At 43.1% G+C, this 13,629-nt stretch carries 11 protein-coding genes; 3 read left to right on the forward strand and 8 right to left on the reverse strand.

The genetic code is table 11. The features are described from left to right. The first annotated feature begins 22 nt into the window (after positions 1 to 22). Both L3V77_RS23625 and L3V77_RS23630 read left to right on the forward strand, forming a co-directional pair. The gene (locus L3V77_RS23625; RefSeq protein ID WP_275137262.1) at positions 23 to 697 is read left to right on the forward strand and encodes a hypothetical protein; all 675 of its coding nucleotides are present in this window, start codon (positions 23 to 25) and stop codon (positions 695 to 697) included. A 44-nt stretch (positions 698 to 741) separates the two neighbouring features. Next, the gene (locus L3V77_RS23630) at positions 742 to 1,203 is read left to right on the forward strand and encodes a hypothetical protein (RefSeq protein ID WP_275137263.1); all 462 of its coding nucleotides are present in this window, start codon (positions 742 to 744) and stop codon (positions 1,201 to 1,203) included. Positions 1,204 to 1,583: 380 nt separating this feature from the next. Here the strand turns inward: L3V77_RS23630 and L3V77_RS23635 are convergent, their stop codons facing one another. Beyond that, positions 1,584 to 4,676 (reverse strand): efflux RND transporter permease subunit, encoded by a 3,093-nt coding sequence (locus L3V77_RS23635; protein WP_275137264.1) that lies wholly within the window; start codon positions 4,674 to 4,676, stop codon positions 1,584 to 1,586. A gap of 10 nt (positions 4,677 to 4,686) precedes the next feature. Next, positions 4,687 to 5,760, reverse strand: coding sequence for an efflux RND transporter periplasmic adaptor subunit (locus tag L3V77_RS23640; protein WP_275137265.1), 1,074 nt, complete (start codon positions 5,758 to 5,760; stop codon positions 4,687 to 4,689). A 147-nt stretch (positions 5,761 to 5,907) separates the two neighbouring features. On the opposite strand from L3V77_RS23640, the gene L3V77_RS23645 reads away from it, so the two are divergent. Continuing rightward, a complete protein-coding gene (locus tag L3V77_RS23645) occupies positions 5,908 to 6,510 on the forward strand; it encodes a TetR/AcrR family transcriptional regulator (protein ID WP_275137266.1) in 603 nt (200 codons plus the stop codon). 26 nt (positions 6,511 to 6,536) lie between these two features. Here the strand turns inward: L3V77_RS23645 and L3V77_RS23650 are convergent, their stop codons facing one another. From L3V77_RS23650 to L3V77_RS23675, 6 genes are all read right to left on the reverse strand, one after another. After that, the gene (locus L3V77_RS23650; protein ID WP_275137267.1) at positions 6,537 to 7,769 is read right to left on the reverse strand and encodes a multidrug effflux MFS transporter; all 1,233 of its coding nucleotides are present in this window, start codon (positions 7,767 to 7,769) and stop codon (positions 6,537 to 6,539) included. Positions 7,770 to 7,965: 196 nt separating this feature from the next. Continuing rightward, positions 7,966 to 8,610 carry a DsbA family oxidoreductase gene (locus L3V77_RS23655; protein WP_275137268.1) on the reverse strand — a complete coding sequence of 215 codons (645 nt, stop codon included), beginning with the start codon at positions 8,608 to 8,610 and terminating at the stop codon, positions 7,966 to 7,968. Positions 8,611 to 8,755: 145 nt separating this feature from the next. After that, positions 8,756 to 9,811, reverse strand: coding sequence for an alcohol dehydrogenase family protein (locus L3V77_RS23660; protein ID WP_275137269.1), 1,056 nt, complete (start codon positions 9,809 to 9,811; stop codon positions 8,756 to 8,758). Positions 9,812 to 9,862: 51 nt separating this feature from the next. After that, positions 9,863 to 10,372 carry a TetR/AcrR family transcriptional regulator gene (locus L3V77_RS23665; protein WP_275137270.1) on the reverse strand — a complete coding sequence of 170 codons (510 nt, stop codon included), beginning with the start codon at positions 10,370 to 10,372 and terminating at the stop codon, positions 9,863 to 9,865. Positions 10,373 to 10,478: 106 nt separating this feature from the next. Beyond that, positions 10,479 to 11,351 carry a DMT family transporter gene (locus L3V77_RS23670; protein WP_275137271.1) on the reverse strand — a complete coding sequence of 291 codons (873 nt, stop codon included), beginning with the start codon at positions 11,349 to 11,351 and terminating at the stop codon, positions 10,479 to 10,481. Positions 11,352 to 11,638: 287 nt separating this feature from the next. Then, positions 11,639 to 13,594 (reverse strand): methyl-accepting chemotaxis protein, encoded by a 1,956-nt coding sequence (locus L3V77_RS23675; RefSeq protein ID WP_275137272.1) that lies wholly within the window; start codon positions 13,592 to 13,594, stop codon positions 11,639 to 11,641. Between the last annotated feature and the right edge of the window lie 35 nt (positions 13,595 to 13,629).

Genomic DNA, 13,629 nt, shown 5'->3' on the forward strand with positions numbered 1-13,629 from the left:
TTATCTTTGAAGGACTGGGAAATTGAAAAATTTTGTTAATCTTGTTGTTATTATGTTCATCACACTCTTACCTAGAGCATTCGCCTCTGAGAACGTGAATTTATCAGGAAAAGTGTTAGAAGCTTTGAATTCAGGTGGCTATGCCTATGTGTTAGTGGAACTGGAATCAGAGCAGAGATGGTTTGCAGGCCCTAGCGCCCAGATAAATGTGGGTGATGTTGTGTCGTTTGACGAAGAAGGCATTGGCATGACTCAGTTTCACAGCAAAAGCCTCAATCGTGATTTCGACATTATCTACTTTGTTAATGCCATTCACAATGGTAATAGCGTCTCGGTTGTTGCATCGGGTCAGGCAGCGCAGTCTAGCGTCGTTATAGACGAAATAACGCCAGCAGAGGGTGGTAATACCGTGGCAGACATCGTGGCTCAGAAAGATGCCCTGTCCGGAAAAACCGTTGTGTTACGAGGTAAAGTGGTTAAGTTTAGCCCTCAGATAATGAAAAAAAACTGGTTACATATTCAAGATGGGACTAGCGATTCAGCAACGGGCCTGAATGACCTCACCATCACGACGGCAGATTCTGCCCGTGTCGGTGATATCGTGACGATTACAGGCACACTTACACTGAATAAAGACTTTGGTTACGGTTATAAATATGACCTGATTATTGAAGAAGCTACCGTCGTTACTGAGTAGTGAGCATATTGAATTACCGCCTGATTTTGTACAAAGGACAACCCATGAATAATTGCTTGAAGCTCATTTTGACAGTGGCCTCTCCGCTGGTGCTAACCGGTTGTTTCAGTGAGACGAATAACCTGCCTGATCAGAGGCCAGATTATGCCTATGAGTTGGATACGTGGCAGGAAAACTCTGAGGTATATGAATTCACTATGAAAGCGAATCCAGAGCAAGCTTGCATTATGCTTATGCTCGACTCAGGAAAAGATATGGGGCTTTCGTGTATTCCTAAAGGGCCGCAAGGAAAATTAGACAAATTACTACCTGCGGATTTTGCTTACGAACTAGATACTTGGGCTGCGAACTCAGAGATCTATGAGTTTACACCGCGTTCAAATACAAACTACTCGTGCCTTATGTATATGCTAGATTCCGGTAATGCTATGGGATTACGCTGTGCTCCCAAGGCAAGCAAAGCTATAGAAACGCCATCTCAAAGTGAACAACCTTTAAGTAAATAGACACGAGTGACTAAGAATCACGAGTGATTGAAAATTAGTAGTCTGCGAACAGAATTCCGCCGTCGACGTAGTTGTCGTCAGCGGGAATCTATTGCAGACAGCGATAAGGCTCATGACGGTTATTCATCGAGTCGGTCACGTCACAGACATCAAATCACTTGCCGTGTCACCAGAATTATTATTGTTCAGATTCGACGCATCCTTTTTGGCACGAAGATTCCACACGTAAATCGGAGCGGATGACGCGCAGTCATTGCATACGATGTGAAATTCTTTCAATCTACTCCCCCATACCGGTATTCGGCTCTCAGAAGTTAAATTGTTTCCACCACAAAATGGGCATGATTTCATAATTACCTCCATTCACAGGTTATGTAGGGCTACGATTGCGCGACCTCGACTGGGTGAGCCGCAATACTGGCGGACATTTTTGTTAGCAACTTGAACACGGACGGAACAAAATAGAACGAAAGCAATGTCGTCAGTGCGGTACCACCAGCAATGGCAACCGCAAATGGAGGCCAGAACCCACCACCAGCCAAAATCAGTGGTAAAAAACCACCTATTGTCGTTATGGTGGTTGACGTGATATGTCGGGTACAACTCATCACGGCAGTCAATATCGCGTCTGAATTACCTTGGCTGGCATCAGGACAAGATCTTAGCTCGGCAATAATGACAATTGCCGCATTAATGGCCAAACCAACCACGCCAAGTAAGGCGATTATTGCTGTAAAACCAAACGGATAACTGAACAGCCAAATGGAAAATATACCAAGACCTGCCGCTAGGCCAGCCACGACAAAAATGACGGCGCTTAACCGAAAAGAGTTAAAAGACAGTACGACCACAAGCACCATCAAAACGGCGACAACAGAGACGTTTCCAACCAGTTGATTGACGGACTCATCTCGTTCGGCGGCCTCGCCACCGAATTCGATTGCATAGCCAGTTGGAAATGGGTAGTTTTCTAACTCCTTCTTGAAATCGTCTAGAACCGTTTGCGGCAGTACACTTGATTCTATATAGCCTTCGATGGTGTTGACTCTACGACCATTTCTTCTGGTGACACCGCCAATACTTGGTATTAATTCCAACTCAGATAGGCTGAGTACAGATACACCAGTGTTTTTGCCGTTAGAAGAGACAGGGAATCGTAAATTGTTCAAGTCATCGTAGTTTTCTCGTTCTTTATCTTTAATACTGACTCTAAGGGGAATCGACTCTGTCCCTTCGATGATACTTCCACTCTCATTACCTACTAATGTGGATTGTAATAGTCCGGCGAATTGGTTGAGGTTAAGACCGTTGAGTTGGATAGCCTCTTCGTCTACATTCAATTCAAACTGCGGAATACCCGCGGGTAAGCTTTCTCGTGTGTGCGTAACGTGGTCAATATTTGACAAAATCAAGCGAATGTCTTCACCAATACTCTTTAATTTAGTTAAGTCATTGCCGTAAACTCTTAACTCTATTGGTGCAGTAAAGGGGGGACCTTGTTCCAATTTTCGAACCAATATCTGTGCCTGCGGAAAGTTATTATCCAACTCTGATTGGAGCTTTGGAATGAGTCGGTTTGCGGCTTCGAAATTCGTCGTTTTAACCATAGCATGAGAAAAAAACGGCGCGTTGTGTTCTGGTGGCACCATGTTGTAATAGAAAGAAGGAAATGCAGATCCTATCAACCAGTTAACTTGTTCTACATCTTCATTGTCAGCGATAAATGCATGGATCTGTTCTGTCGCGGACTTTGTGGCATAAATACTGGCTTGAGTGGGTAAATAAACCTGAACCTCGAACATATCTCTGTCGGAGGCAGGGAAAAACTGTTCTGTTAACTGGGAAGTGCTCCAATAACCAAAAATAGGTAACATCATCGTTAACGCTATTGTTATCAAAGGATGACGTATGGCGATCGCCACTGAACGCCCAAACCATTTACTTAAAATAGGAATGCTTATTCCTGTCTGATACCAATTTGACGACGTTGTTTTGCTTGGAAGAAAAATACTCGATATTGAAGCAATAACGGTGTGCGAAATAACATACGAACCAACTAGTGAAAAAGAGACGGTTAACGCGATAGAACCGACAAATTCACCGGTGGCCCCAGGCATAAGAAAGATAGGAGCAAAGGCAAGTACGGTAGTCAGTGTAGAACCAAGCAATGGTGTCCAGAGGTGCTGAATCGCTAACATAGCGGATTCAAGTTTAGCTTTGCCTTTAAGGCGATAACTTTGGATAGTATCCACCATAACAACGGCGTTATCGACCATTATGCCCAGCGCAACGATAAAACCAGTTACGGACATCTGGTCTATAGGAACCCCTAAGTATTTCATCAGAGATAGCGTTGTTAACATGGTCAAAGGGAGTGACAAGGCGATAATCAGTGCAGCGCGAAACCCGAGAGTAAATAGCAGCACAATCAGCACAAGACTAAAACCAATAATTAGGCTTTCAGTCAACTCGAGTAGTCTAACCTCTGTATAAGGTTGCTGGCTAAATATTACGTCGGCTTTGATATTACTGGGTAATGCGTCGCGAAACTCATCTAATAGATTAATCGCCGACGGTGTCCATTTATCAACGCGAAGATTTGATTGCATTCGTATCGCGACAATGACTCCAGGTTTACCGTCGATGAGCGCAAGTTCGTCATAAGGTGTTTTATAAGAACGCTGTACGTCAGCAACATCTCCGATGCGAATGGTGTGACCAACATTATTAATGGAGATTGGAACCTGCCTAACCCGTTCTATAGAATCAAGATTAGACGATATTTCCAAACCAAATCTTGTTGAATCATTGACGAGTTCTCCTGCCGAGTTTTTAACATCTGCCCCGTCTAAAGCGCTTGCTAATTGTTGGCTAGAGTAGCCTAACGCTGCCGCTTTATTCACGTCAATATTGACGGAAATTTCCTCATCAAGTAAGCCGTAGTCCTCTACGAAGGCGGTGCCGGATAGTATTCGAAACCGTGTTGCTAACTCTTTAGCATATCGACCTAAAATCAATAGGTCTTCTTCGCCAGAACCTTGCCAATTTAGCGAGATCATAAGGGTAAATGCTTGACCGCTGTCCGTATCGAGATCAGGAGTGTGTGCGCTTTGTGGCAACTCCGGTTCTACGTCTGATAACTTATCTCGAACCTTTGACCAAATGGGTTCGATATCCACTATTGTATCGTCCAGTTCAAGACTAATTATTGAAACACCGAGGCGGGAAGTCGACGTGATTTTGATAATCTCGCTGAGTTGACGAAGTTCATTTTCAATCACTTCGGTAACAAGGGATTCCACTCGTGTTGCGTTGGCACCGGGGTAGATAGTTGAAATCGTTGCATTGCGACTGACGATGGCAGGGTCTTCTGCTCTTGGTAACGTATTTAATGCCGAAAAGCCACCAACGACTAAAAAGGCGACGATTAAGACCATTAGACGAGAGTTGGAGATAATGTTTGCGTATTTCATGATGGTCTCTCTATTTTGCTACTTGTACACGTTGGCCAGGCACCACTTTATGAAGTCCAGTAGTGATGACTTCGTCTCCGTCAGATATGGGGCCTTGCACATAAACAGACTGGTTGTTAGCAAAGAGTACTTGAACGCTTTTTCGGCCAACGATATTCTGTTCATCAAGAGTGAAGATATTCCATGTGCCTCTAATACCGTCAATCAAGGCGGTATTAGGTAACCAATACCCGCTCTTGACGTATTCCTTTTTATAAGACAGGTAGGCAAGCTCACCATCTAGAATTTCGGAGTCCGTTTGGTCCAATAAAAATCGTAGGCTTACATTTCTTGAATTGGAGTCGATGTTAGAACCTTGAGAAATTAGTGTTGCCTCGTGCTCTATATCCCCAACTCGAATGACATAATGATCTTGGGCTTCAATTTTTCTTATGTCGCTTACGTGAATACCAATAAGCGCTTCTTTGTTTGAGTCAGATAACAGTTCAAACGTTGCGTCACCTACAGACACAACATCGCCTAATGAAACAAAACGCTTACTCACTATTCCTGAATAAGGGGCATTTATTGTGGATTTTTGATGTTTTAGTTTATTTGTACTGATAGTGGCATTTATTCTTAATGCATTTGCTTCTAGAGCTTCTTTTTGGCTGATAAGTAAGTCGATTTCAGACTCAGAACTGAATCCCTTCTTTTTTAATGAGTATTGTCTTTTAAGATTTGCATTGGTTAGTTTTTGTTGTGCTTTGATTTCCTTCATTTGAGCGTCAAGTTGCTTAAGTTCTGTCAGTAACAGCTTAATGTCTAACCTAACTAAAGGTTGTCCTTTCTCCACAACCTCGCCCACATCAACATGTATTTCTGATATTTTTCCAGAAAGTTCAAATCCCAGATTTGATTTCTGACCGGCTTGTATAGAACCGACATATTCCCGTGTCACGGTGTAGCTTTGGCTCTCCGAGATAAGCTGAGATTCAACGGTAAGGCGTTGTTTGGGCTTTTGTACTGCCACAGTAGGATCAGAGCATGCAGATAAAAAAAATACGGCGGAGACAATCGCGGTATTCAGAATGGGGAAAGACATAAAAGAGACCTTTAATGTAGTGAACGCATTTAGAGTTAATGGACTAGACCGTCTAGTCCATTTTTTCATTAAACACGATATGGACTAGACTGTCCAGTTTGATTTCGGTATTATTTGATCATTCGACGATTCAACCTCTCGGTATTTATGTCCAGCTCTAGTGAAACGAAAAGAGAAAAAATCTTAAAAGCGGCAATCCAACTATTTGGTCAACAAGGGTATAGCGCAAGCATGGAGAGCGTAGCTAAGCTTGCTGATGTATCTAAACAGACGGTTTATTCTCATTTTAAAAATAAAGACGTACTGTTTGAAACCTGTATGAGAGATAAATGTCAGGAGTATCAAATCAATAAGGTAGTTTTTGACAATAAAGCGCCAATTGATGAGGTGTTGCTTCGATTTGCTCAAGGTTTTCAAGAAACATTGCTCAACCCGGGTGCGCTTTACACCTACCGAAACGCTGTTAGCCAAATAGATACTCATCCTGAGTTTGCAGCGACGTATTTGAGCTTCGGTCCAGAAAAAACCAACGAATGCCTACAAGATTATCTTCTAGAGAAAGAAAAAGAGGGGATCATCAAGCTCCATGGTTCATGTGAGGATGCAGCAATACAACTCCTTTTAATGCTGCATGGTAAAGTGGTTTATTGGCGTTATCTAGGCGCTGATACAGGTGAGACAGAAGCGCAACGTGTTACGTATTTGAAAAGCTGTATTGATATGTTTTTGAGCTATGTCCGAATTAAATAGCAAGGCAGGTTTCCCCGCATTGTTATTTAAGCCGATGGTATATCCTCCATCGCTATATCTTTATCTGTATCTATCCACCAAGTAAGGATCAATGTACTTAGCCCCGCTAAACCAAAACTGATCACGAGTGGAAATACTGAACCATCAAAAAAGGCGCCAATTGCAAATGCGAGCAAAGCGGAAATTATGGTGGAGACCGAACCAACAATTGCCGAGCCTAATCCCGCTGACTCACCCAAAGGCTCCATGGCGAGGGCGTTGATATTACCAAATATCATCGCGAGGCTGAAGAAAGTAGCCAGCATGTAAAGGGTGGTTAAGGCTAACGGTGGGTATCCGCCAAAGTTGATGGTAACAACAACGAACAGAGCAGCAATCATGCTGATAGCAATAAGTGCAATGCGGACAATGTAACGCATTCCATACTTCATGACATTCTTGCCATTGACGTAAGATGAGACTCCAAAGGCAAGCGTTAGCCCAGCAAAATAGAGTGGGAACCATTGGCCTAGTTGGTATGTTTCGGTAAATAGTTGGGAAGCCGAACTCAAATAGAACACAAATGGACCCGAAATGATGCCTGCCGAAATTGTATAGCCAATAGATCGACGATTTTTAAAAATAGAACCGATAGCGGTCAACATTGCGGATGCGGAGAACTTAGCTCTATTTTCTGCTTTTAGCGTTTCCTCCTGTCGAATCAGATACCAACTGAGCGAAATCAATCCCACGAGAAGAATAGCGAAGAAGATACTTTGCCAATTAGCCAACGTTAAAATTAACTGACCAAACAGGGGGGCAAGCATAGGGACAAGAACAAAAATCATCATAATAAATGACATAACTCTGGCCATTGCACGCCCTTGATATAGATCTCGAATAATGGCAACAGAGATAACCCTTGGGGCTGCAATACCGAATCCTTGTAAGAAACGGCTAAAAACCATCGTGTCATGATCCGTCGCGGTCATTGCCATGATACTTCCGACAATGAATACGCTATACCCAGCAACAATAGAAAGGCGCCTACCTATTGAATCTGAAAGTGGCCCAAACAAGAGTTGGCCTAAGGCTAAACCGACGAAAACGGCGACGATAAAATGTTGAGCGTCTTTTGGGCTAGGTGAATGTAATTCAACCGCGATAACTTGTAGTGCGGGTAATATCGCGTCGATAGATAAGGCAACAATGGACATCATTAATGCCATCATTATGATGAATTCATTGAAAGGTAGTTCTTTTCTTTGGTACTGCTTCATGTGAAGACTCTCGTAATTATTTGAAATTTTAATTTTTATCTTTAGTGAAGATGGATTGACTGTAATCTAACCGCTATTTCGTTTGTCAAAGCCACCGTTCACTTTATGCTGAGAGTCTAGTAGTTAAAGCTAACTTTAAGTCAAGATTTTCCTTTTATGAATATCACCATTTTAAATTACAGGAAACAGGTTTCCCTTATTCTTGAGCAAGTTCCGTTAATACCTGTTTAAAAGTGTCTACTGGGTGGGCACCACTGAGGGCGCTGGTTCGATTGAATACAACCGTTGGTACGCTAGTAACACCAAGTTGAGTCCAGTAATTTTCGGCTATCCGAACTTCATCACGATGTTCCTTATCATCCAAACGACGGATGGCTTCAGTCCCATTAAGCCCAATACTGTTAAGTTCTTCCACTAGGATGCTTCTATTTGATACGTCTTTCTGCTCGGTAAAAAAAGCGCTGAAAAGGCGTAATTTGAGTTCTGTTTGCTTGCCCATTTCTTTAGCGTACTCAAGCAAGATATGTGCTTCAAAAGTATTAACCATCTTCATGTCATCAAAATACTTGAACTCAAAGCCGTGTGCGGCACCTTGCATAGTGATGTTTTCGCGTGCGCGTGCACTATCTTCTGCTGACGAGCCGTATTTTCTTGCGATATGTTCTTTCAGACCTTCGCCTTCTGCCGGCATATCTGGATTGAGTTCGAAAGGTTGCCACTCTATCTCTACTTGATCTTGCATACCTAATTCATCAATCGCGGCCTTTAGGTGTTGATAGCCTACGATGCACCAAGGACATACTACATCTGAGACAATATCTAGCTTTATTTTCTTTTTCATCTTCTTACCTTTATCCCGTTTCAGGATGGGTGACTTGAGTGAGTCGACCACCACGCGCTCATTTGATTGAACGACTGTTCATTAAGGATAATACACCTAAAATGAAGGTGTGAGAAGTCGATTGAAGAATTAGTTTTTGCGGCTTTTATTCATCCGAGATAGTAAGCACTATTTTACCAACGTGTTGCTTTTTCAAAAACTCTACTTGAGCGATATTTATATCGGTAAGCGGGAATGTTTTTGCAACAAGAGGAACAATTTTCCCGCGCTCAATCTGATTAATCAAATTTTTGAACACATGAGGGGCCAAAACGGTACAACCAAAGAAACTCAAATCCTTTAAATATAAGGTTCTCACGTCAAGGTTGACATGTGCTCCCGCAATAGCGCCTGAAACAGCGTAACGTCCACATGGGCGCAATACCTCTAAGTATTGCGGCCACTGTTTACCCGCGACTAAATCGATAATGACATCGACACTGTTTTCACCGAGGATCGCGATTAAATCGGCATTACGTGCAATCACTTTATCGGCTCCAATATCGAGCAATTGCTGATTTTTACTCGGGCTTGTCATGGCAATAACGTAAGCACCTCGAGCTTTAGCTAATTGAATCGCTGCGGAACCAACGCCTCCGGAAGCACCTGAAATTAGAACAGTATCAGCCTGATTGACGTTAGCGCGCGTAAGCATGTTTTCCGCGGTGGAGTAGGAGCAAGGGAATGAAGCAAGCTCGTTGTCTGTTAAAGAAGTCTCTATGCGGTAAGCGTGCTTTGCGGAGACAGCAATATATTCAGCGAAACCACCATCACATTCAGAGCCCAAATACCAGGGTGGGGTGCGCGTCTGTCCCTTTACTTCACTAAGACATGGCTCTATAAGAACCCGTTCACCGATTCGTTTCGTATCGACTTTCTCACCAACGGCGACTATTTTACCGCAGACATCAGCGCCTTGTATTCGAGGGAAGGACAACGCGTTACCAGACCAACTGGCTTTATTGTCTAGTGCTTCATTTTTTGCGTACCAACCAATTCGAGTATTGATGTCGGTATTATTCACGCCCGCGGCAGAAACACGGATAAGAACCTCATTATCAGATGGAGTCGGAACAACAATGTCGTTACGACATTGAAGCATTTCAGACTCTCCGTAAGCAATAAGTTGAATACCTTTCATTTGTTTTGGAATCGTTGTCATTAATGGTTACCTCTATCTACATTTACGTCGGTTTTATTCAATTTCTATCGGCTATTTAAGCATATGGGCGGCGGCCTTTTTTGCCGCAGTAATAGCGTCATGTCCTATTACTGGCCATGCGCTTGAAACTCCTTCATGGAGTAAATATAGGATAGTGGCTAGCTCTGCATTTTCACTCTGGTGAGCAAAAATATGTTGAACATCGAGCTTGTATTTTTTCACTGCTTGATTGATTAGTGAGTTATTCGGGAAAGCGGCGATGGCATTCATCGATAGGCAACCATTTGGGGCGCTTTTTGTCATCCATTGTTCAAGCTTATCGAAGATACAAAGGATAGACTCGGTGCTATCTGTGGGTAAGTTGTTCGCTAAGATCGTTAGATACCGCTGGTGGCGATATTCGAGTGCGCCCACAATCATGGCTTCTTTTGATGGGTAATATCGGTAAAGAGTACGTAAGCTTACGTTACACGCTGTTTTTAACTGTGCGACACTTGGCTCGGCGAAACCATGTCGACTGAAAGCCTCTTCTAGGCTGGCGGCTATTTGATCTTTAGTCATTGGGTTCTCTGAGTATAATATTGACAAGGTAGAACATTCATTCTACTCAGGCAGGGTAGAATGAATGTTCTACCTTGTCAATTAAGATTGAGAACCTGAAAAGGGTTTAAGGCATTATTAATCTTTTAGCTCGATGGCTCTGAATTAAGGTGTAACCACCAGAACTGACGATAAGTAGGCTACCTAATAGCGTTGTTGTATCAGGCGTTTCAGCGAATACAAATACACCAAGGACTAATGCAAACAATAAACGACTATATCGGAAAGGCGCGACGACTGAGACGTCACCAGTGCGCATCGCGATAGTTAATGCATTATAAGCGGCAACACCAAACAAGATTGCTCCGACTATTTTGAGCCCAGTAATGAGGTCTATTCGCAGTGGCTCGCCACTATAAACAAACATGGCTAACCCTGTTGGAATCATGACAAAAAAACCGTAGATGCCTAACTGCGTATTGGACAAAGTGGCGGGTGCAGCACGAGTAGCGAGGTCCCGTCCGGCAAATCCTATCGTTGCTACAACAGCAAAAATAGAGGCAGTTTCGAACCCTTCGAGGCCAGGTCTAATAATCATTAACACGCCAACCAAACCAACTAAAACAGCCAGCCATCGTTTCTGTCCAATTTTTTCGCCAAAGAAAAATGCGGCACCTAACATGGCGATTAAAGGTGTCGCTTGTAATATAGCGGAAGCGCTAGAGAGTGTGGTTAATGTAATCGCTAATGCGAAAGAGAGCCGGCCAGAAACTTCACAAAAGGCACGGATAATAATGGGGCGGGAAAGAATGGCAGGGTGAAAAATGATTTCTCCCTTCTTTTTGGTTAACAACGCGAAAATTACTGTTCCGCCTAATCCAAATAGCGCCAATATTAATCCAACGTTAGTGGTACTTGCGGCAGATTTTATCAGCATGTCCTCAATGGAAAACGCTGCCATGGCCAGTACCATAAAGATACTGCCTCGAGTATTGTTCAAATACGTGCTCCTATTCCTCCTTGAATTCTCGCACTAGCATAACCTAAGCGATAAGGATCAATAACCCCGCGTTGTCTTTTTTCTTAAATACTGATGCAAATTTAACGGACACCATGGCTACCGAATGGCCTAAGTCGTGCTTTATTGCGCTTACTCGATAAAAATTATCAAGGACACATTGCTTAATGTATACACTATTAAATGCAAGAAAGTTAGCAGTGGACAACCCTGTATCGGCCTGTCCACTGAGAGAGTAGAGTCTTTAAGTGGCTAATTTTTTTAAAAAATTAGGTTTTGAACTTTGAGACCAAAGAGGTAAGTTGTGTGGCCACTTCGCCAAGTCGCACTGAATTTAGTCTCGCGTTGTTGGATATCTCATGCACGACAGAAGCATCGGTATGTATTTGGTGGATGTGGCTATTAATATCTTCAACCACCTGATGCTGCTCTTCTGTCGCGGTGGCGATTTGAATGTTCATATCTCTGATTACTTCGACTGCGGTGGAGATTCCCTCGAAATTACCATGGACAGATGCGGTAATATCCACCGTCTCTTGTGAGGCGGCAAGGCTATGCTTAATCTGAGTTGATGCTCCCTGTGTGCGCATTTGTAATCGCTGAACTAAATCGTTGATCTCTCCCGTCGAATCAGAAGTGCGTTTTGCGAGAACTCTGACTTCATCAGCAACGACGGCAAATCCTCTTCCTTGATCTCCGGCGCGCGCGGCTTCAATTGCCGCATTGAGGGCAAGTAAGTTTGTTTGTTCGGCAATCGCCTTGATGGTATCCAAGATAGCGGTAATATCCTGACTATCTTGTTCCAGTTCATCTATTGCGTTTGATGATTGTGTTAATAAGGTCGCTAATTGATTGACACTTGCAACTGCTTTATCGATATGGTCTTGCCCTTCGTTAACGAGCTGTTGTCCTTCTTCCGCAGCCCCAGCGGCTGCATTACAAGAGTTAGCAACTTCGTGCGTCGTCGCTACCATTTCGTTGAAAGCGGTCGACACCATCTCAACGGCTTGGTTTTGGCTTTCGGCCGTGTCCGCCATATTTTGTGATATTGAGATAGCTCGTTGAGAAGACTGTTCCATCTCTTGACCTGCACTACTTATTTGACCAACAAGGTTTCGAATGGCTTCAAGGAATTGGTTAAAATATATTGCGAGCTTGCCAGTCTCATCATTTGAGCGGACTTGAAGCGTATTGGTTAAGTCACCCTCACCTGACGCTATGTCGCGCAGACCATTTGAAACGGCAAGCATTGGCTTAGCGATCTGGTTGGCTAATAGTGTGGCACCGGTAATGAGAAGGACGGTTAACAATAAAACGATAATGGCAATGACTTGAGTAATACTATTACTGGAATTCATTACTTCGTCTTGGCTGATAAGGCCGACAAATTTCCAACCCAATTTATCGGATGGAAATATATTTGCCATGTAGGTTTGACCATTGAGGTCGACTTCCACAAGTCCCGAGTTGGTTTTTTCTAAAAGTTGATAAGCGTCGCCGAGGTCAGAGAGCTGTTTAAAGTTATTATCTGAATGTCCAGCATCAACCAATATATTGCCAGTCTCTTCAACCAGCATTAGATAGCCTTCTTCACCAAGTTTTATCCGTTTAATCATGTCGGTTAGCGTCTTCAATGAGACGTCAATTGCGATAACTCCGCCATTTTGGCTATTTTTTGTCGCGTAGCTCAGCGCTGTGCTGAGAATGACAGCATCATCGGGCTCCCAATAATAAGCTTCACCTCGAACCGTATTTTTTGGGTCGTCCAATGCCGTTTTGTAGAAAGGACGAGAACGTGGATCGTAATTTGCCGGGTTTGCCCCCATAGGCCACTGAATGAATCCGCCATATTGGGTGCCCATGTAAATATAAGAATAGTCGGGATGAGCACGACCTACATCATTGAACAATGAAAAAATTTCGCTCTCAATACCGTCGTTTTTATCCGGCGTCATTGTGGCACTGCTCTGATCGACATAACTGGTAATACTATTATCATCTTGATATAGATTGGCGTGCTTTGCGAGGTAAGCGATGTTTTCTTCTATGCCTTTAAAATAGACAGAGATGGTGTTATCAACCTGACGCATTTCATTACTGCTGTTATCAATAAAGCTATCGATAGCTTGCGTTCTTAAAAGGTTAACAACAAATACGGAAACAATTAATACAGGTAGTATGCTGGCAATAATCAATGCCAATAGTAGTTTCTTTTTTATATTCATTTGGTTGCTCTTTGATCCTATGACTCGATAGTGTC

Origin of the sequence: Vibrio sp. DW001, from assembly GCF_029016285.1 — a bacterium.
GTDB lineage: Bacteria > Pseudomonadota > Gammaproteobacteria > Enterobacterales > Vibrionaceae > Vibrio.

Excerpts from the sequence above, each read along its gene's own strand:
- L3V77_RS23665 (WP_275137270.1), bottom strand. The coding sequence starts at position 10,372 with ATGACTAAAGATCAAATAGCCGCCAGCCTAGAAGAGGCTTTCAGTCGA.
- L3V77_RS23675 (WP_275137272.1), bottom strand. The coding sequence starts at position 13,594 with ATGAATATAAAAAAGAAACTACTATTGGCATTGATTATTGCCAGCATA.
- L3V77_RS23650 (WP_275137267.1), bottom strand. The coding sequence starts at position 7,769 with ATGAAGCAGTACCAAAGAAAAGAACTACCTTTCAATGAATTCATCATA.
- L3V77_RS23635 (WP_275137264.1), bottom strand. The coding sequence starts at position 4,676 with ATGAAATACGCAAACATTATCTCCAACTCTCGTCTAATGGTCTTAATC.
- L3V77_RS23640 (WP_275137265.1), bottom strand. The coding sequence starts at position 5,760 with ATGTCTTTCCCCATTCTGAATACCGCGATTGTCTCCGCCGTATTTTTT.
- L3V77_RS23630 (WP_275137263.1), top strand. The coding sequence starts at position 742 with ATGAATAATTGCTTGAAGCTCATTTTGACAGTGGCCTCTCCGCTGGTG.
- L3V77_RS23660 (WP_275137269.1), bottom strand. The coding sequence starts at position 9,811 with ATGACAACGATTCCAAAACAAATGAAAGGTATTCAACTTATTGCTTAC.
- L3V77_RS23655 (WP_275137268.1), bottom strand. The coding sequence starts at position 8,610 with ATGAAAAAGAAAATAAAGCTAGATATTGTCTCAGATGTAGTATGTCCT.
- L3V77_RS23645 (WP_275137266.1), top strand. The coding sequence starts at position 5,908 with ATGTCCAGCTCTAGTGAAACGAAAAGAGAAAAAATCTTAAAAGCGGCA.